General features: G+C 70.2%; 16 protein-coding genes. 13 read left to right on the forward strand and 3 right to left on the reverse strand.

Features of this window, described 5'->3' with window-relative positions:
- The first annotated feature begins 15 nt into the window (after positions 1-15).
- The 9 genes from SLV14N_RS07040 to pssA all read left to right on the forward strand — a co-directional run bounded on the left by SLV14N_RS07040 (position 16) and on the right by pssA (position 11126).
- Positions 16-1836: a 3-hydroxyacyl-CoA dehydrogenase family protein gene (locus SLV14N_RS07040; protein ID WP_263268611.1), complete on the forward strand. Its 1821-nt coding sequence runs from the start codon at positions 16-18 to the stop codon at positions 1834-1836.
- 136 nt (positions 1837-1972) lie between these two features.
- A complete protein-coding gene (locus SLV14N_RS07045; protein WP_259670162.1) occupies positions 1973-2773 on the forward strand; it encodes a TetR family transcriptional regulator in 801 nt (266 codons plus the stop codon).
- 565 nt (positions 2774-3338) lie between these two features.
- On the forward strand, positions 3339-4676 hold the full coding sequence (ccrA, locus tag SLV14N_RS07050; protein WP_148588295.1) for a crotonyl-CoA carboxylase/reductase: 1338 nt from the start codon (positions 3339-3341) through the stop codon (positions 4674-4676).
- 39 nt (positions 4677-4715) lie between these two features.
- A complete protein-coding gene (locus SLV14N_RS07055) occupies positions 4716-6752 on the forward strand; it encodes a methylmalonyl-CoA mutase family protein (RefSeq protein ID WP_127153890.1) in 2037 nt (678 codons plus the stop codon).
- Entirely contained in the window at positions 6749-7723 is a 975-nt protein-coding gene (locus SLV14N_RS07060; protein ID WP_208680242.1) for a CoA ester lyase, read from the forward strand. The genes SLV14N_RS07055 and SLV14N_RS07060 overlap by 4 nt, the downstream gene beginning before the upstream one ends.
- Positions 7724-7728: 5 nt before the next feature.
- Positions 7729-8253 (forward strand): MaoC family dehydratase, encoded by a 525-nt coding sequence (locus tag SLV14N_RS07065; protein ID WP_127153888.1) that lies wholly within the window; start codon positions 7729-7731, stop codon positions 8251-8253.
- Positions 8254-8255: 2 nt separating this feature from the next.
- Complete coding sequence (locus SLV14N_RS07070) at positions 8256-9461, forward strand: acyl-CoA dehydrogenase family protein (RefSeq protein ID WP_018090464.1); 1206 nt, start codon at positions 8256-8258, stop codon at positions 9459-9461.
- Between the two features lie 170 nt (positions 9462-9631).
- Positions 9632-10279, forward strand: coding sequence for a phosphatidylserine decarboxylase (locus tag SLV14N_RS07075; RefSeq protein ID WP_026169774.1), 648 nt, complete (start codon positions 9632-9634; stop codon positions 10277-10279).
- Entirely contained in the window at positions 10266-11126 is an 861-nt protein-coding gene (pssA, locus tag SLV14N_RS07080; protein WP_127153885.1) for a CDP-diacylglycerol--serine O-phosphatidyltransferase, read from the forward strand. The genes SLV14N_RS07075 and pssA overlap by 14 nt, the downstream gene beginning before the upstream one ends.
- Positions 11127-11222: 96 nt before the next feature.
- Here the strand turns inward: pssA and SLV14N_RS07085 are convergent, their stop codons facing one another.
- Positions 11223-12371 carry a glycerate kinase gene (locus tag SLV14N_RS07085; protein WP_263268612.1) on the reverse strand — a complete coding sequence of 383 codons (1149 nt, stop codon included), beginning with the start codon at positions 12369-12371 and terminating at the stop codon, positions 11223-11225.
- Positions 12372-12577: 206 nt separating this feature from the next.
- Between SLV14N_RS07085 and SLV14N_RS07090 the strand changes: the two genes are divergently transcribed.
- Positions 12578-13087 carry an NUDIX hydrolase gene (locus SLV14N_RS07090; RefSeq protein WP_208680245.1) on the forward strand — a complete coding sequence of 170 codons (510 nt, stop codon included), beginning with the start codon at positions 12578-12580 and terminating at the stop codon, positions 13085-13087.
- 44 nt (positions 13088-13131) lie between these two features.
- Positions 13132-13941 (forward strand): DUF4037 domain-containing protein, encoded by an 810-nt coding sequence (locus SLV14N_RS07095; protein ID WP_208680246.1) that lies wholly within the window; start codon positions 13132-13134, stop codon positions 13939-13941.
- Positions 13942-13995: 54 nt separating this feature from the next.
- Here SLV14N_RS07095 and SLV14N_RS07100 read toward each other — a convergent pair whose 3' ends face one another.
- Both SLV14N_RS07100 and SLV14N_RS07105 read right to left on the reverse strand, forming a co-directional pair.
- A complete protein-coding gene (locus tag SLV14N_RS07100) occupies positions 13996-14541 on the reverse strand; it encodes a methylated-DNA--[protein]-cysteine S-methyltransferase (RefSeq protein ID WP_208680247.1) in 546 nt (181 codons plus the stop codon).
- A gap of 10 nt (positions 14542-14551) precedes the next feature.
- Complete coding sequence (locus SLV14N_RS07105) at positions 14552-16024, reverse strand: DNA-3-methyladenine glycosylase 2 (RefSeq protein WP_263268613.1); 1473 nt, start codon at positions 16022-16024, stop codon at positions 14552-14554.
- Positions 16025-16300: 276 nt separating this feature from the next.
- On the opposite strand from SLV14N_RS07105, the gene SLV14N_RS07110 reads away from it, so the two are divergent.
- Both SLV14N_RS07110 and SLV14N_RS07115 read left to right on the forward strand, forming a co-directional pair.
- Positions 16301-16672 (forward strand): hypothetical protein, encoded by a 372-nt coding sequence (locus SLV14N_RS07110; RefSeq protein WP_208680249.1) that lies wholly within the window; start codon positions 16301-16303, stop codon positions 16670-16672.
- 59 nt (positions 16673-16731) lie between these two features.
- Entirely contained in the window at positions 16732-18333 is a 1602-nt protein-coding gene (locus SLV14N_RS07115) for a peptidoglycan-binding protein (RefSeq protein WP_263268614.1), read from the forward strand.

Below are 18333 nucleotides of genomic sequence, written 5' to 3' on the forward strand. Positions count from 1 at the left end.
CTCAGGAGTCTCGCGATGGGCACTCAGTCCACCCCTGATCTCTCAACTCAAGCCCCCTCACTGTCCCTTTCCACCGTGGCCATCATCGGCCTGGGCACCATGGGCACCGGTATCGCCGAGGTGCTGACCCGGGCCGGCCGCGAGGTCATCGGTATCGACACCGACGAAGCCGCGGCCCGCCACGCCGTCTCCGCCCTCGAATCCGCCACCGCCCGCGCCGTGCAGCGCGAGCGGCTCACGGAGCGGGAGCGCCAGGACGCCCTGGCCCGGTTCCGTACCTTCACCGATCTGCAGGCCGCCGCGGACGCCGATCTCGTCATCGAGGTGGTGCCCGAGGACTACGAGCTCAAGCGGCAGGTCTTCGCCGAGCTGGACGCGGTGGTCCGGCCGGACACCATCCTGGCCACCGGCACCAACGCCCTGTCCGTGACCCGTCTCGCCGCCGATTCGCAGCGCCCCGAGCGGGTGCTCGGCGTGCACTTCTTCAACCCCGCGCCGGCCATGAAGCTGGTCGAGGTGGTCTCCTCGGTGCTGACCGCGCCGACCGCGGTCGCGGCAGTCACCGAGCTCGCCCGCGACCTGGGCAAGGACCCGATCGCGGTGGGTGACCGCCCCGGCTTCGTCGCGGACGGCCTGCTGTTCGGCTACCTGAACCAGGCCGCGGCGATGTACGAGTCCAAGTACGCCACCCGCGAGGACATCGACGCCGCGATGCGGCTCGGCTGCGGTCTGCCCATGGGCCCGCTGGCGCTGCTCGACCTGATCGGCGTGGACACCGCGCGTACGGTCCTGGAGGCGATGTACGCCGAGTCCCAGGACCGGCTGCACGCCCCCGCGCCGATCCTCGGCCAGCTCGCCGAGGCGGGGCTGACCGGCCGCAAGGCGGGCCGCGGCTTCTACACGTACGACGCCCCGGGCAGCGGCACGGCCGTGCCGGACGCGGAGAGCCCGGCGTCCGCCGATGAGCTCGCCGCCGGGCGTACGGTCACCGGTGTCGGCGTGGCCGGTTCCGGGACGATGGCGAGCGGTATCGCCGAGGTCTTCGCCAAGGCCGGCTACAAGGTCGTGCTGGCCGCCCGCAGCCTGGAGAAGGCCGAGAAGGCGAAGGCCAGGATCGCCAAGTCGCTGGGCCGCTCGGTGGACAAGGGCCGGATGAGCGCCGAGAACCGGGACGCCGCGCTGGCGTCGATCACCCCGGCCGGATCGCTCGACGCGTTCGCCGATGTGGACCTCGCGGTCGAGGCGGTGGCCGAGGATCTGGCGGTCAAGCAGGAGCTGTTCAGAACGCTGGACAAGGTCTGCAAGCCGGGCGCCGTCCTGGCCACCACCACCTCCTCGCTGCCGGTCGTGGCCTGCGCCCGCGCCACCTCGCGCCCGCAGGACGTCATCGGGATGCACTTCTTCAACCCGGCGCCCGCCATGAAGCTGGTCGAGGTGGTCCGTACGGTCCTGACGGCCGACGACGTCCACGCCACCGTGCGGGCGGTCTGCGCCAAGGTCCGCAAGCACCCCGTGGACTGCGGCGACCGGGCCGGATTCATCGTGAACGCGCTGTTGTTCCCCTACTTGAACAACGCGATCAAGATGGTCGAGGAGCACTACGCGACCCTGGACGACATCGACGCCGCCATGAAGCTCGGCGGCGGCTACCCGATGGGCCCGTTCGAACTCCTCGACGTGGTCGGCCTGGACGTGTCGCTGGCCATCGAGAAGGTGCTGCACGCGGAGTTCCGCGACCCCGGGCTGGCCCCGGCGCCGCTGCTGGAGCACCTCGTCGCCGCGGGCTGCCTCGGCCGCAAGACCGGCCGCGGCTTCCGTGAGTACGCCCGGCGCTGACGCGTGGCGGCACCCCGGCCCGGCCGGGGGAGGATGGGGTGGACTGCTGGAACCCGACGGCGGTCCACCCCCGCTCACCGGGGCGGAGGTGGCACCTCATGCCGCAGGTCGCGTAAATATGCAGTACCGTCCCCACATGTCCCAGCCCGCTCGTACGCAGCCCTCCGACCCCGACGCCGCCACTCCCGGGGCCCGCCGGGCGGCCGCACAACGGCTCAAAATGCGCCGTGAATTGTCGGCTGCGGCGATGGAGCTGTTCGCGACCAAGGGCTACGAGGCGACGACGGTCGATGAGATCGCGGCCGCCGCGGGCGTCGCCCGGCGCACCTTTTTCCGCCACTTCCGCTCCAAGGAAGAGGCGATCTTCCCCGACCACGACGACACCCTGGTCCGCGCGGAGGCCGTCCTGGACGCCGCCCCGCCGCACGAGAACCCGCTCGACACGGTCTGCCGCGGCATCAAGGAGGTCATGCGGATGTACGCGGCCTCCCCGGCCGTGTCGGTGGCCCGTTACCGCCTGACCCGTGAGGTCCCCACGCTGCGCGAGGCCGAGATCGCCTCGGTGGCCCGTTACGAGCGGCTGTTCACCCGCTACCTGCTGGGCCACTTCGACGAGGGCGCACACCGCGAGGGTGACGACGATCCGCTGCTCGCCGAGGTCGCGGCATCCGCCGTGGTCACCGCGCACAACCACGTACTGCGGCGCTGGCTGCGGGCCGGCGCGGAGGGCGATGTCGAGGCACAGCTCGACCACGCCTTCGAGATCGTCCGGGAGACCTTCGGCGCCGGTATCGGCGCGGGCCGCACCAGCGGCGGGGAGACCCCTCCGGCGTCCGTCTCGCGGGAGGGCGAGGTGCTGGTCGCGGTGGCCCGTACGGACGCCCCGCTGGACGAGGTCATGCGCACCATCCGCAAGGCGATCAAAGAGCGCAAGTAAGCGCACACAACGGCCCTCCGGCCGGAACGGGGCATGAGCGCGGCCCGGCGCCCTTGGGCCGGCCGGGCCGCGACCCGGATGGCGTAACGCCCTCCCTGCACACGCTGCGCACGCATCACCTTTCTTTGTGTCACCTCCAGGGCTCCCATCGGCCCTCTTTTGCTCATGCGTGCCGACCAGATGACATCTGAGAGAAATTCTTGGCACTCAGTGTCTTGTCGCCTGGCACGCGGTGTCATACGTTGAGAGTGTCCGGGCGGCCGGCGTGCTGATGAACCCACGCGCGCCGGCTGTCCCACCAGCCCTACGTGGCTGTCCGCCCGGATGCCTGCGTCACAGGCACCTCCCAGCTGCCGCTGGGCACCGCGCTCACCCAGCGCTGCCAGGCACCGCGGCCGACGGCTCTGCGACCCCCGCAGAGGCGACGGCAACGGCGCCACCCCGGCCGAACCGACGGCACCACCTCCGCACCACCCCCGACGTTCCCTCAAGCCGTTCCCTTAACGGTTCCCCAAGCTCTCCACTTCGGTCGAGCAGGGGAGGCCCCAACCGCCGGAGGCACCCCGTGAACGAAATCCTGGACGCAATCCTCGCGCCTGACACCACCAGCGCCGACTTCGCCGGCCTGACCATCCCCGAGTCCTACCGCGCGGTGACCGTGCACAAGGACGAGGCCGACATGTTCTCCGGCCTGGAGACCAAGGAGAAGGACCCCCGCAAGTCGCTGCACGTCGATGAGGTGCCGGTGCCCGAGCTGGGTCCGGGCGAGGCGCTGGTGGCCGTCATGGCCTCCTCCGTGAACTACAACTCCGTGTGGACCTCGATCTTCGAGCCGATGTCGACGTTCGGGTTCCTGGAGCGCTACGGCAAGCTCTCCCCGCTCACCAAGCGGCACGACCTGCCGTACCACGTCATCGGCTCCGACCTGGCCGGCGTGGTCCTGCGCACCGGCCCCGGTGTCAACGCCTGGGGCCCCGGCGACGAGGTCGTCGCGCACTGCCTCTCCGTCGAGCTGGAGTCCTCCGACGGCCACAACGACACGATGCTCGACCCCGAGCAGCGCATCTGGGGCTTCGAGACCAACTTCGGCGGCCTGGCCGAGATCGCGCTGGTCAAGTCCAACCAGCTGATGCCCAAGCCGAAGCACCTGAGCTGGGAGGAGGCGGCGTCGCCCGGTCTGGTCAACTCGACCGCCTACCGCCAGCTCGTCTCGCAGAACGGCGCCGGGATGAAGCAGGGCGACAACGTCCTGATCTGGGGCGCCAGCGGCGGACTCGGCTCGTACGCCACCCAGTTCGCGCTGGCCGGCGGCGCCAACCCGATCTGTGTGGTCTCCTCCGACCAGAAGGCGGAGATCTGCCGGAAGATGGGCGCCGAGGCGATCATCGACCGCAACGCCGAGGGCTACAAGTTCTGGAAGGACGAGCACAACCAGGACCCCAAGGAGTGGAAGCGCTTCGGCAAGCGCATCCGCGAGCTGACCGGCGGCGAGGACGTGGACATCGTCTTCGAGCACCCCGGCCGGGAGACCTTCGGCGCCTCGGTGTACGTCACCCGCAAGGGCGGCACCATCGTCACCTGCGCCTCCACCTCGGGCTACAACCACGAGTACGACAACCGCTACCTGTGGATGTCGCTGAAGCGGATCGTCGGCTCGCACTTCGCCAACTACCGCGAGGCGTGGGAGGCCAACCGCCTGATCGCCAAGGGCAAGATCCACCCGACCCTCTCGAAGACGTACACCCTCGAAGAGACCGGGCAGGCGGCGTACGACGTGCACCGCAACCTCCACCAGGGCAAGGTCGGCGTGCTGGCACTGGCCCCCGAGGAGGGGATGGGCGTGCGCGACGAAGAAATGCGCGCCAAGCACCTCGACGCCATCAACCGGTTCCGGAACGTCTGAGGCGACTCGGACTCCGGACCACGAAGATACGGGCCTGATATGACTGAGCGTCAGAAGGATCGTCCGTGGCTGATGCGGACGTACGCCGGCCACTCCACCGCCGAGGCGTCCAACGAGCTGTACCGACGCAACCTCGCCAAGGGCCAGACCGGCCTGTCGGTCGCGTTCGACCTCCCGACGCAGACCGGTTACGACCCCGACCACGTCCTCGCCCGCGGCGAGGTCGGCCGGGTCGGGGTCCCCGTGTCCCACCTCGGTGACATGCGACGGCTGTTCCAGGACATCCCGCTGGACCAGATGAACACCTCGATGACCATCAACGCGACGGCCATGTGGCTGCTGGCGCTGTACGAGGTGGTCGCCGAGGAGCAGGGCGCCGACATCTCCAAGCTGTCGGGGACCACACAGAACGACATCGTCAAGGAGTACCTGTCGCGCGGGACGCATGTCTTCCCGCCGGGCCCCTCGCTCCGGCTGACCACCGACATGATCACGTACACGGTGGCGCACATCCCCAAGTGGAACCCGATCAACATCTGCAGCTACCACCTGCAGGAGGCGGGCGCCACACCGGTCCAGGAGATCGCCTACGCGATGTCCACCGCGATCGCGGTGCTGGACGCGGTGCGGGACTCCGGGCAGGTGCCGCCGGAGAAGTTCGGTGATGTCGTGGCCCGGATCTCCTTCTTCGTGAACGCCGGAGTCCGGTTCATCGAGGAGATGTGCAAGATGCGCGCCTTCGGCCGCATCTGGGACAAGATCACCCGCGAGCGCTACGGCATCGAGAACGAGAAGCAGCGCCGGTTCCGCTACGGCGTCCAGGTCAACTCGCTCGGCCTGACCGAGGCGCAGCCGGAGAACAACGTCCAGCGGATCGTCCTGGAGATGCTGGCCGTCACGCTCTCCAAGGACGCCCGCGCCCGCGCGGTGCAACTCCCCGCCTGGAACGAGGCGTTGGGGCTGCCGCGCCCCTGGGACCAGCAGTGGTCCCTGCGTATCCAGCAGGTCCTCGCCCACGAGAGCGATCTGCTGGAGTACGAGGACATCTTCGCCGGCTCGCATGTCATCGAGGCCAAGGTGGACGCCCTGGTCACCGACTGCCTCGCGGAGATCGAGCGGATCCAGGAGATGGGCGGCGCGATGGCCGCGGTCGAGTCCGGCTACCTCAAGTCGCAGCTGGTCACCGCGCACGCCGAGCGGCGGGCCCGGATCGAGGCCGGCGAGGAGAAGATCGTCGGCGTCAACTGCTTCGAGGGCACCGAGCCCAACCCGCTCACCGCGGATCTCGACACGGCCATCATGACCGTCGACCCGGCGAACGAGGCGCGGGTCGTCCAGGCGCTGCACGACTGGCGGGACAACCGCGACGAGACGCGCGCCCAGGACGCGCTGTCGGTCCTGAAGAAGACCGCGGCGGGCGACGGCAACCTCTTCGCGGCCACCGTGGAATGCGCCCGTGCCGGTGTGACGACCGGTGAGTGGGCCTGGGCGCTGCGGGACGTCTTCGGTGAGTTCCGGGCTCCCACGGGCGTCTCCAGCGCCCCCCTGGCGGTCGCCGCCGAGGAGGGCAGCCCGCTCGCCGCGGTCCGCGAGAAGGTCGCCAAGACCGCCGCCGAGCTCGGCAGCGGCAAGCTGCGGCTGCTGGTCGGCAAGCCCGGCCTGGACGGGCACAGCAACGGCGCCGAGCAGATCGCCGTACGGGCCAGGGACGCCGGCTTCGAGGTGATCTACCAGGGCATCCGGCTCACCCCGGAGCAGATCGTCTCGGCCGCCGTCGCCGAGGACGTGCACTGTGTGGGGCTGTCGATCCTGTCCGGCTCGCACGCCGAGCTGGTGCCGGACGTGCTGGCCCGGCTGCGCCGCACCGGCGTCGACACCACTCCCGGGCCTGGCGGCCCTCCCATACCGGTCATCGTCGGCGGCATCATCCCCTCCGCCGATGCGGCGGCGCTCCGGGAAGCCGGAGTGGCGGCCGTCTTCACCCCCAAGGATTTCGGTATTACGGAGATCATCGGCCGTATCGTCGACGAAATCCGGAAAGCGAACCAGCTCGACCCTCTGGAGGTCCCCGCATGACCCAGGCTCACCCCCGGGTAAACCGCCTGCGACCGCGCCGCTCCTGTCTCGCGGTCCCCGGCAGTAATCCCCGCTTTCTGGAGAAGGCCCAGGGCCTCCCAGCCGACCAGGTCTTCCTGGACCTGGAGGACGCCTGTGCGCCGCTCGCCAAGGAGGGCGCCCGGCACCACATCGTCGAGGCGCTGAACGAGGGCGACTGGACGGGCAAGACGCGGGTCGTGCGGGTCAACGACTGGACGACGCACTGGACGTACCGGGACGTCATCACGGTCGTCGAGGGCGCCGGCCCCAACCTCGACTGCATCATGCTGCCGAAGGTCCAGGACGCCCAGCAGATCGTGGCGCTGGACCTGCTGCTGACGCAGATCGAGAAGACCATGGGCTTCGAGGTCGGCAGGATCGGCATCGAGGCGCAGATCGAGAACGCCAAGGGTCTGGTGAACGTCGATGAGATCGCCGGGGCCTCGCCGCGCCTGGAGACCATCATCTTCGGCCCGGCCGACTTCATGGCGTCCATCAACATGAAGTCCCTGGTGGTCGGCGAGCAGCCGCCCGGCTATGGGGCGGATGCGTATCACTACATTCTGATGCGCATTCTGATGGCGGCACGTACCTACGATCTGCAGGCGATCGACGGTCCGTACCTTCAGATCAAGAATGTTGACGGCTACCGCGAGGTCGCCGGCCGCGCCGCCGCCCTCGGCTTCGACGGCAAGTGGGTACTGCACCCCGGCCAGGTCGAGGCCGCCAACGAGGTGTTCTCCCCCTCCCAGGAGGACTACGACCACGCCGAGCTGATCCTGGACGCCTACGAGTGGCACACCTCGGAGGCGGGCGGAGCCAAGGGTTCCGCGATGCTCGGCGACGAGATGATCGACGAGGCGAGCCGGAAGATGGCGCTGGTCGTCGCCGGCAAGGGCCGGGCCGCCGGCATGATCCGCACGTCCAAGTTCGAGGCCCCGGAGGCTTAAGCGCGATGCAGTTCGGCCGCACCTATGAAGAGTTCACCGTCGGCGATGTGTACAAGCACTGGCCGGGGAAAACCGTCACCGAATACGACGACCACCTCTTCTGTCTGCTCACGATGAATCATCACCCGCTGCACATGGACAGCAACTACGCGGAGCAGACCACCGACTTCGGAAAGAATGTCGTCGTCGGTAACTACATCTACTCCCTGCTGCTGGGCATGTCGGTGCCCGATGTCTCCGGAAAGGCCATTGCCAATCTGGAGATCGAGTCGCTGAAGCATGTGGCGCCCACCTTCCACGGCGACACCCTCTACGGCGAGACGACCGTGCTCGACAAGACCCCGTCCCGCTCCAAGTCGGACCGCGGCATCGTGCACGTCGAAACCAAGGGATACAAGCAGGACGGCACCCTGGTCTGCGTCTTCCGGCGCAAGGTCATGGTCCCCACGGCCACCTACATCAAGGAGCGCGGCGGCGAGCAGCCCGGCCGCCCGGAGCTGCAGGCCCCGCCGGCCAAGAAGGAGAAGTAGCCATGACCCGTCTCGCGCAGACCGAGGGCCTGACCGACATTCAGCAGGAGATCCTCTCCACCGTCCGCGATTTCGTGGACAAGGAGATCATTCCGGTCGCCACCGAGCTGGAGCACCGCGACGAATACCCGTCGCAGATCGTCGAGGGCCTCAAGGAACTCGGCGTGTTCGGCCTGATGATCCCCGAGGAGTACGGCGGTCTGGGTGAGTCCCTTCTCACCTATGCGCTGACCGTCGAGGAGATCGCCCGCGGCTGGATGAGCGTCTCGGGAATCATCAACACCCACTTCATCGTGGCGTACATGCTCAAGCAGCACGGCACCCAGGAGCAGAAGGACTATTTCCTGCCGAAGATGGCGGCCGGTGAGATCCGGGGCGCCTTCTCGATGTCGGAGCCCGCACTGGGCTCGGATGTTTCGGCCATTTCTTCCAAGGGTGTGCGGGACGGTGACGAATACGTCCTCAACGGCCAGAAGATGTGGCTCACCAACGGCGGCTCGTCCACGCTCGTCGCGGTGCTGTGCCGTACGGACGAGGGTCACCCGGAAGGCACCGCGCCGCACAAGTCGATGACGACCTTCCTCGTGGAGAAGGAAGCCGGCTTCGGCGAGGTGCGCCCCGGCCTGACGATCCCGGGCAAGATCGACAAGATGGGCTACAAGGGTGTCGACACCACCGAGCTGATCATGGACGGGCTGCGGATCCCGGCCGATCGGGTGCTCGGCGGCGAGACCGGACGTGGCTTCTATCACATGATGGACGGCGTCGAGGTCGGCCGGGTCAATGTCGCCGCGCGCGGCTGCGGTGTCGCCCAGCGCGCCTTCGAGCTGGGCGTTTCGTACGCACAGCAGCGTCACACCTTCGGCAAGCCGATCGCCCAGCATCAGGCCATCCAGTTCAAACTGGCGGAAATGGCGACAAAGGTCGAAGCGGCGCATGCCATGATGGTTAACGCCGCTCGCAAAAAGGACTCGGGCCAGCGAAATGACCTCGAAGCAGGCATGGCGAAGTACCTGGCCTCCGAGTACTGCAAGGAGGTAGTGGAAGACGCCTTCCGCATCCACGGTGGCTACGGCTTCTCTAAGGAGTACGAGATCGAGCGTCTTTACCGCGAGGCCCCGATGCTCCTGATCGGTGAAGGTACCGCCGAGATCCAGAAAATGATCATTGGGCGGCGGCTACTCGAGGAGTACCGGATCCAGGGGTGAACATCCCGTTTGGGCCGGTATGACCTAGACAAAGATCACACCCCGTCATCGTTCTTCGGCCACGGATTGGCTCTGGCTCTTGGCCAGTTGCCGCTCGTAACCGATAGCATCCATGGAAAGCCGCCGTCCCCCGTGTCCATAAGCGGCATCCTCCGCTACGAAGGTCATCCATGCCCCACAGCCAATCCTCTGCATCACGCGGTCGTGTCCGCCTCGCGCGCGGAGCGTCGCCGTGGCTCCTGCCGACCGTTGCCACGGCAGCGGTCAGCCTCGCCCGGTCCCGCCGGTCGGGCCGCTGGGCCGCCGTTGCCGTGCCCACCACCGCACTGGCGGCGGGCATGCTGTGGTTCTTCCGCGACCCCGAGCGGGAGATCGCTCAGGGCCGGGTCATCTCTCCGGCCGACGGCGTGGTGCAGAGCATCATGCCGTGGAAGGACGGACGGACTCGCGTCGCGATCTTCATGAGCCCGCTGAACGTTCATGTCAACCGTGCGCCGCTGGCCGGCACGGTGACCTCCGTGGAGCACATCCCCGGCGGATTCGTTCCGGCGTTCAACAAGGAGAGCGAGAACAACGAGCGGGTGGTCTGGCACTTCGACACCGAGCTCGGCGACATCGAGATGGTGCAGATCGCCGGCGCGGTGGCCCGCCGCATCGTCCCCTACGTGCCCCAGGGCACCAAGGTCGAGCAGGGCGAGCGGATCGGACTGATCCGCTTCGGCTCGCGGGTCGACGTCTACCTCCCGGAGGGCGTCGAGGCCGCGGTCGAGGTCGGCCAGGCCACTACCGCGGGGGTGACTCGCCTTGACCGTGATTGATCCGGAAACACAAGCCGGCTGGGCGCCCGAGACCGACGAGGACGAGGACGACATGCCGCTGTCCACGCGGCTGTCAATAGCGGACACCCTCACCCTCGGCAACGCGATCTGCGGCTTCATGGCCGTGTACTTCACCACCACCGGGGTCCTCATCCCGCATCTGACGGGCAACGAGGACGGCGGGATGGCGCGGCACAGCGCCGCCATGGCCGTGATCCTGATGCTGCTCGCGTCGGTCTTCGACCTCTTCGACGGGCTGGTGGCACGCAAGCTGCGCGCCTCGGCGATGGGGGCCGAGCTCGACAACCTCTCCGACCTGATCAGCTTCGGACTGGCGCCCGCGTACTTCGTGGTGACCTGGGGCATGGTCACCCACGACGCGAACCAGCGGGTGTCCGTGGTCGCGGCCGTCGTGGTGCTGCTGGCGGTGGTGCTCCGGCTTGCGCGGTTCTCCTGCGTGCCGATGCGTGACGGCATGTTCCAGGGCATGCCCGGCCCGTTCGGCGCGCTGACCGTCGTGGCCATCGTGCTGCTGGAGCTGCCGTTCGTGCCGACGCTGCTGGCGATCGTCGGGGTGGCCTGGCTGATGGTGAGCCGGGTCGAGTACCCCAAGCCGCGGGGCCGGCTCGCGGTGGCGATGCTCAGCTGGATCCTGCTCAGCATGGGCATGCTCACCGCCTGGGCCCTGGACGCCCCGGGCGGCCAGCTGCTGCTGCAGACCGGCTGCTCCCTGCAGGTGGTCCTGGGCGCGATGATCCCGCTGTTCGCGACGGCCCGGAGGGTCAACACCTTCCGCGACAACCGCCGTGAGTCGCGCGCGGAGTCCCGCGCCGCACAGCTTCCCTAGCGGAACGCAGCACAACGCCGCGGGCCCCGAGCGAATCTTTCGCTCGGGGCCCGCGGCGTTGTGGTGGGTGCGGCCCGCGGCGGGCCGCACCGCGCCTCAGACCAGGAAGTCCCGCGCCAGCTGCGCCGCCGCCCGCTCCAGCAGCGGCCCCGCCTCGGCCATACAGCGGGCCGGGTCGGACTCCAGATCCGCCAGGGCGTACGCACGGCGGATACCGGCCGCGGTCAGCGCCTCCTGGGACAGCTGGAGCCGGCCGCAGACCGCGACCACGTCCAGGCCGGCCGCCCGGGCCGCGGCGGCGACACCGGCCGGCGCCTTGCCGTGCAGGGTCTGCTCGTCGAGCGAGCCCTCGCCGGTGATGACGAAGGTGGCCTTCGCCAGCGCCGGGGCGAAGCCCAGGACGTCGAGCATCACGTCGATGCCCGGCCGGAAGTCCGCGTCCAGGCCGACCAGCGCGCCGTAGCCGATACCGCCCGCGGCGCCCGCACCGGGCGCCAGGGCGTGTTCCGTGGCCCGGGGACCCACCGCACGCTCCAGCACCTCGGCGTAGTGCGCCAGGGCCGCGTCCAGCGTGGCCACGTCCTCCTCGCTCGCGCCCTTCTGCGGGCCGTAGACCGCCGGGGCGCCCTTCGGGCCCGTGAGCGGGTTGTCGACGTCGCTGGCGAGCACGATCGCGGTCCTGGCCAGCCGGGGGTCCAGCCCCGACAGATCGGCGGTGGCCAGGTCGCGCAGCGGGCCGCCGCCGGGGGCGACCGGCTCACCGTCCGCGTCCAGGAACCGCGCGCCGAGCGCCGCGAGCATCCCCGCCCCGCCGTCGGTCGTGGCGCTGCCGCCGACACCGAAGACGATCGAGGTCGCGCCCGCGTCGAGGGCGGCGAGCAGTAGCTCGCCGGTGCCGTACGTGGTGGCCGTCAGGGGCGCGAAGACGCCTCGGGGAAGGTGCTGGAGTCCGGACGCCTCCGCCATCTCCACCACCGCGGTGCCTCCCCCAGCTACCGCTGGGGGTACCCCCACGCGCAGGGCGAAAGTGGCCGTGACCGGCACGCCCGTGGGGCCGGTGACCCGGGCCTCGTGGCGGGTGAAGCCGGCCGCGAGGGCCGCCGCCACCGTGCCGTCGCCGCCGTCCGCGACCGGAACGGCCGAGACCTCCAGACCGGGGGCCGCGCGCCGCAGACCGGCCGTGACATGCTCGGCGACCTCGACGGCCGTGAGCGAACCCTTGAATTTGTCCGCGGCGATCAGCACATGTGCTGAGTGTGTCCTTGATGCGTCCGCCACCGTGTGACCCCTTGCTTTCGAACTGGCAGTCGCGCCGCTGTGACCTTATCCGGCACGCGGCGCGGCGAACAGGGCACACCGGTCCGCGGTGCCGCCGAGCGCCCCCGGAGTGCGCCCCTCGAAGATCCGCCGGGCGGGCGCGGCGCCGGAGCCGCTCCGTCTAGGCTCGCGCCGTGACGACCTTGGACTACGCCGCCTACATCGCCGGTCTGCCCCGTGTGCTCGCGGGCGCGGGCACCCTCTTCCGCGACGCGGAGGGCCGCCTGCTGCTCGTGGAGCCCAACTACCGCGACACCTGGATCCTGCCCGGCGGCACCGTCGAGTCGGACGCCGGCGAATCGCCCCGCCAGGCCGCCCGCCGTGAGACCGCCGAGGAGATCGGCCTGGACATCGAGCCGGGCGCCCTGCTCGCCGTCGACTGGGTACGCGGCAAGGAGCGGCCGCCGCTGGTGTTCTACCTCTACGACGGCGGGGTGCTGGACGCTGCCCGGCTGGCCGCGATCCGGCTGCAGGAGGAGGAGCTGCTCTCCTGGCGGCTGGTCCACTGGGACGAGGCCCGGACCCTGGTGAACCACGAGATGGCCCTGCGGATCGACGCCGCACTGAAGGCCCTCGCGGCCGGCCGCGGCCCGGCAGAACTGGAGGACGGAATTCCGCAGAGCGGGGCTGACGGTCCGTCGTAAAGGAGATGGACAGCGGAGCGGCGGTGCTGCCTAGGCTGAGCGTCATGGAAGAGATCGCAGCACAGGTCGCGCAGGTGCCGGGAGTTGTCGGGGTGATGCTCGGCGGAAGCCGGGCGCGGGGCACTCATCGGGCGGACTCCGACTGGGATCTGGGTGTCTATTACCGGGGTGAGCCGGATCTGGTGGCGCTGGAGACGCTGGCCGCGGAGGTGACCGGCGGTCCCGTCGAGGTGTACGGGCCGGGGACCTGGGGCTCATGGGTCAACGGCGGGGCCTGGCTGGTGCTGCCCGACGGCCGTCATGTGGACTGGATCCTGCGGGACGTCGACCGGGTGCGGCAGGTGTGGGAGGAGTGCCGCGCGGGCCGCTTCGAGATCGGCATCCAGGCCGGCCACCCGCTCGGCTTCTGGTCCCCCGCCTACCCGGGCGAGGCGGCACTGGGCCGGGTGCTCGCCGACACCGATGGCGAACTGGCCCGCCTCCGCCACGAGACCCAGGACTACCCGGAGGCCCTCCGCAAGGCGCTCACCCGCGACGGGGTCTGGGACGCCGGGTTCTCGGTGGCGATGGCGGGCAAGTCGTACGCGGCCCGGGACGTGCTGCATGCGGCCCTGTGCCTGTCCCGCGCCGTCGGCGACCTGGTCCAGGCCCTGCACGCCCATCACCGCGTCTGGTGCCTCAACGAGAAGGGCGCACTCGCGGCGGCCGCGGCGATGCCGGAGACACCGCCCGGCTTCGATGCCCGTGCCACCGCCCTGCTCGGCGAACTCGGCCGCACGGACGAGGAGTTGCGCCGGTCACTGACGGCGGCGGAGGAACTGGTGGCGGAGGTACGGGCAGTGACGGGCGGCTAGGGCCGGCCGCGGCGCGGGCTGAGCGTGTCGGGTGCGTCCGTACGGACCGCCGGGTCACCCGCACGCCTCCGCCGGGAACAGGCCGTCCTCCGTCCGTTCGAAAGCGAGCAGCCGGCGCTTGCGGTCGAGGCCGCCGCCGTAGCCGGTGAGGCTGCCGTTGGCGCCGACGACGCGATGGCAGGGGACGATGATGCCGACCGGGTTGCGTCCGTTGGCCAGGCCGACCGCGCGGGACGCCGACGGGGCGCCGAGCCGCTCGGCGAGCTGCCCGTACGAGACGGTCTCGCCGTACGGGATCGTGCACAGCGCCGCCCACACGCGCCGCTGGAAGGGCGTGCCGTGGAGGGCGAGCGGCAGGTCGAAGGTGGTCAACTCGCCGCGGAAATAGGCCTGGAGCTGGGCGATAGTCTCGGCGAACGGCGGCTCGTCGGGGCCCGCCGGGTCGCCGAAGGTCTCCTGGGGCGGGCGGTGGCGCTGGTCGGTCATGTAGAGGCCGCTGAGGGCCTCGCCGGCGGCGACGAGGGTGAGCGGCCCCACCGGGGTGCCGTCCAGGACGGTGTGGGTGACGGGGGCGGTGGGTTCGGGTGCGTGAACGGTCATGGTGGTGGGCTCAGTTCGTCGGGAGGTGGTTGATGGGGTGGTCGTCGGTCGCCCAGAGGTACTGGACGGCGTAGGCGCGCCACGGGCGCCAGAGCGCGGAGTGCCGGATGAGGGCCGCCGGGGTGTGCGGCAGGCCGAGGCCGGCGGCCGCGCGGCGCAGACCGAGGTCGGTCGGGGTGAAGGCGTCCGGGTCGCCGAGCGCGCGCATGGCGATGCATTCGACGGTCCAGGGGCCGATGCCCGGCAGCGCCGCGAGCTGCGCCCGGGCGGCGTCCCGGTCGCTGCCGACGCCCAGTTGCAGCGCACCGGAGCCGAGGGCGGCGATGACGCCGGTGAGGGTGGCCCGGCGGGTACGGGGCATCGCCAGCTGCTCCGGGTCCAGCCCGGCGAGCGCGGCGGCGGACGGGAAGAGCTGGCTGAGGCCGCCGCCCGGGTCGGCGATCGGTTCGCCGTGCGCACGGACCAGCCGTCCGGCGTGGGTACGGGCCGCCGCGGTGGAGACCTGCTGGCCGAGGACGGCGCGGACCGCGAATTCGTCGGCGTCGACCGTCCGCGGGACCCGGCGGCCGGGTGCCTTGTCGACGAGCGGGGTCAGTCGCGGGTCCTCACGGAGCAGCCCGTCGACGGCCTCCGGGTCGGCGTCGAGGTCGAGCATCCGGCGGCAGCGGGCGATGGCGCCGGCCAGATCGCGCAGATCGGTGAGGGAGAGGCGGCAGTCGATGTGGTCGGGGCGGGGCGCGAGGGCGACGATGCCGTGCCCGTAGGGGAGGTTCAGGGTCCGGCGGTAGGCGCCGTCCCGCCACTCCTCGACTCCGGGGACGGCGGTGGCGGCGAGATGCCCGAAGAGGTTGTCGGGGTTGAGCGGCTGCCGGAAGGGCAGTCGCAGCGCGAGCGCACCGGGCACCGTCCCCCGAGGGCCGGGCCGTGCGCGCGCTCGCAGCTCCGTCGGGGACAGGGCGAAGACCTCCCGCACCGTCTCGTTGAAGGTGCGGATGCTGGCGAAACCGGCGGCGAAGGCGGCCTCGGCCATCGGCAGTGCGGTGGTCTCCACCAGGAGCCGGGCGGTCTGCGCCCGCTGGGCGCGGGCCAGGGCGAGCGGGCCGGCCCCCAGCTCGGCCAGCAGCTGCCGCTCGATCTGCCGGGTGCTGTAGCCGAGCCGGGCCGCGAGTCCGGGGACGCCCTCGCGGTCGACGATGCCGTCGGCGATCAGCCGCATGGCGCGGGCGACGAGGTCGGCCCGCTCGTTCCACTCCGGGGACCCCGGGCTGGCGTCCGGGCGGCACCGCTTGCAGGCCCGGAAACCGGCCTGCTGGGCGGCGGCCGCGCTCGGGTAGAAGCGCATGTTCTCCGGCTTGGGAGGCACCACGGGGCAGCTGGGACGGCAGTAGATACGGGTCGTGAGGACGGCGGTGTAGAACCAGCCGTCGAAGCGGGCGTCCTTGGACTGCACGGCGCGCAGACAGCGCTCGGTGTCGGTGTGCATGCCTTCAGGATTCCTCAGCCGGGGCCCTTCGGCTGGCGAGAATCCGACATCAACGTCGGGTGACCAGGGAGGGCGCGGTCCTCCCGTTGTCCTCCGTCGGTGGAGGAACCGGCATCGCTTTCGCGGGGACGGCGGCAAAGACCCGCCGCCCGGCCGCCCGCCGCACCGTTAAGATGAGCTCCACTCGGGCGTCGTCTTGCGGCAGCGTGTCATGGGCATGCTGCCGTTTCGGCGTCCGACGCCATGTGCGGACATCACAGAACACTCGGGGGATCGATGGCCGGCCAGTCCGGATACCACGTCCAACAGGGCGGCATGGACGCCGAGGCGGACAAGCTCGACTCGGCGGGCGACGACACCGGCGACATCAAGTCCGCCATAGCCGACGCGGTCCGCTTCGACGACGACATACTCGGCGGCACCGATTCCGGCCCCGCCTACCGGTCGTTCTCCACCGCCTGGCAGGACGAAGCGAAGACGCTCGAAAGCGCGCTCCACGAACTCGCCGGCAAGGTCCGTGCCTCCCGGGCCAATTACGACCAGGCCGACCACGAAGTGATCGCCCAGGTCAACTCGGCGGGCAGCGCCGGAGATTCCCAGGTGTCGACGAGGCCTGCCGCCGTGACCGGCCCCTCCCCCTTCGGCTGAGGCCGGCCCGCGCTTTCCGTCCCCCGACCGCATCGCACACAAAGGCCTTTCCACACTCGATGGCTGAGCAGGGATCCACCACGGAGCGTCGCGCCAAGCTGGAGGAGTGCTACAAGCGGCTCCTCGACTGCGACGACAAGAACGAGATGATCGCCGAGATCAATACCGCCCTCGCCGTCCCGGCCCCGGTCGGCTCCCCCGGCACACTCGAACTGCTGGGCAAGCGCTACCGCACCCAGTCGAAGTCCGCCGAAGAGGTAGCCGTCAAGGTCGACCAGGTGGCCACGTCAGGCCTGCCGGAGGTCTGGGTGGGGAAATCCGGCGTGGCGGCGTCCGAGGTCGTCCAGGCCGCGGCCCGCGCGGCCCAGCAGATGACCGAAGCCCTGCAGAAGGGGGGCAATGCGCTGCTGTCCCTGAGTGACGCGGTCGACGACGCCCAGAAACTGGACGAGACCGGCCGCGGCCAGTTGCGCGAGGCGCTGTCCATTCTCGGTGCCGAGGACGGCTTCTTCGACAACATGGTGGACACCGACGAGGAGGAGGACGCGATCTGGCGGGCCGGCACGGTGGCCGGCGCCGGTGTCGACAAGATGCGCTCGGCGGCACGGTCCGCCGACGACGCGGCCCGCGCGGCCGCCCGTGACCTCAACAAGTTCGCCTCCGAGGCGCGGGCCGGCAAGATGCACACGAGTGGCCTCTCCGCCGCCGACAAACTCGCCCTCGCGGACACCGCGGGCCCCGACGGCCCGGCGGAGATGAACGAGCTGCTCAGCGCGAACGACCTCGAACGCTCCGGTCAGTACATGGAGAAGATGAGCGCCCGCGACCGCGCCGCGTTCGACAAGATGCTCGCCGACTCCAAGTCGCCGCAGGAACGCGCCTACCTGGTCAAGGCATTGGCCGCGGGGTACGACCTGAACGCCGTGTCGGAATTCCAGGGAAAGATCCATGGCAAGGACCCGGCCTGGCTCCAGCGCCACCTCACCCCGGTGACCACCGCCGCGGACAGCATGGACAACGAGGGGCGCGCCAAGGACGGCAGGAACAACAACACCGACGACCAGGCCTTCAACGGCGAGCGGTGGTCGCAGGACGGAAACACCTGCGTTCCGTCCTCCACCGTGAGCGCACGGGCCATGGTCGACCCCGTCTACGCCCTTGAACTCACCGGCGGCCCGTCCGGCCAGGAGGACGACCCCGAGGCGTTCCGCGACCGGTTGGGCGCCGAACAGCAGCGGGTGCACGACGAGGGCGACGGGAACTACGACTACGACTTCCCGTTCTCCCGGCACCCCGACGGCATGGACAACGACGGCAAGACCACCGTGGTCGACAAGGAGATCAGCCCGCACACCGGAGCGTCGTACGACTTCCAGGAGACCAGGAGCGCCGATGCCCGGCGCGATGTGCTGCCGGACATCGAGAAGTCCGTGGCCGAGGGCAAGCCGGTGCCGATCGGCGTCGAGGGGTACAACAAGGACGATGAGCGCTCCGGTCACGCGATGATGATCATCGGCCAGGAGGGCGACATGCTCCAGGTCTACAACCCGTGGGGCACCACCACCTGGGTCAGTGAGGACGACTTCGTCAACGGCCGCATGGACAAGGCCTCCGACAACCGCATGCCCGACGCCTACGCCGTCCACCTGCCCGCCGACTGA

It is taken from the genome of Streptomyces sp. Je 1-4 4N24, assembly GCF_026239515.1.
GTDB lineage: Bacteria > Actinomycetota > Actinomycetes > Streptomycetales > Streptomycetaceae > Streptomyces > Streptomyces nigrescens.

Bases quoted from the DNA above. Each gene is read 5' to 3' on its own strand.
- SLV14N_RS07040 (WP_263268611.1), top strand. From the start codon at position 16: ATGGGCACTCAGTCCACCCCTGATCTCTCAACTCAAGCCCCCTCACTG.
- SLV14N_RS07045 (WP_259670162.1), top strand. From the start codon at position 1,973: ATGTCCCAGCCCGCTCGTACGCAGCCCTCCGACCCCGACGCCGCCACT.
- SLV14N_RS07055 (WP_127153890.1), top strand. From the start codon at position 4,716: ATGACTGAGCGTCAGAAGGATCGTCCGTGGCTGATGCGGACGTACGCC.
- SLV14N_RS07060 (WP_208680242.1), top strand. From the start codon at position 6,749: ATGACCCAGGCTCACCCCCGGGTAAACCGCCTGCGACCGCGCCGCTCC.
- SLV14N_RS07065 (WP_127153888.1), top strand. From the start codon at position 7,729: ATGCAGTTCGGCCGCACCTATGAAGAGTTCACCGTCGGCGATGTGTAC.
- SLV14N_RS07070 (WP_018090464.1), top strand. From the start codon at position 8,256: ATGACCCGTCTCGCGCAGACCGAGGGCCTGACCGACATTCAGCAGGAG.
- SLV14N_RS07075 (WP_026169774.1), top strand. From the start codon at position 9,632: ATGCCCCACAGCCAATCCTCTGCATCACGCGGTCGTGTCCGCCTCGCG.
- SLV14N_RS07095 (WP_208680246.1), top strand. From the start codon at position 13,132: ATGGAAGAGATCGCAGCACAGGTCGCGCAGGTGCCGGGAGTTGTCGGG.
- SLV14N_RS07100 (WP_208680247.1), bottom strand. From the start codon at position 14,541: ATGACCGTTCACGCACCCGAACCCACCGCCCCCGTCACCCACACCGTC.
- SLV14N_RS07105 (WP_263268613.1), bottom strand. From the start codon at position 16,024: ATGCACACCGACACCGAGCGCTGTCTGCGCGCCGTGCAGTCCAAGGAC.
- SLV14N_RS07110 (WP_208680249.1), top strand. From the start codon at position 16,301: ATGGCCGGCCAGTCCGGATACCACGTCCAACAGGGCGGCATGGACGCC.
- SLV14N_RS07115 (WP_263268614.1), top strand. From the start codon at position 16,732: ATGGCTGAGCAGGGATCCACCACGGAGCGTCGCGCCAAGCTGGAGGAG.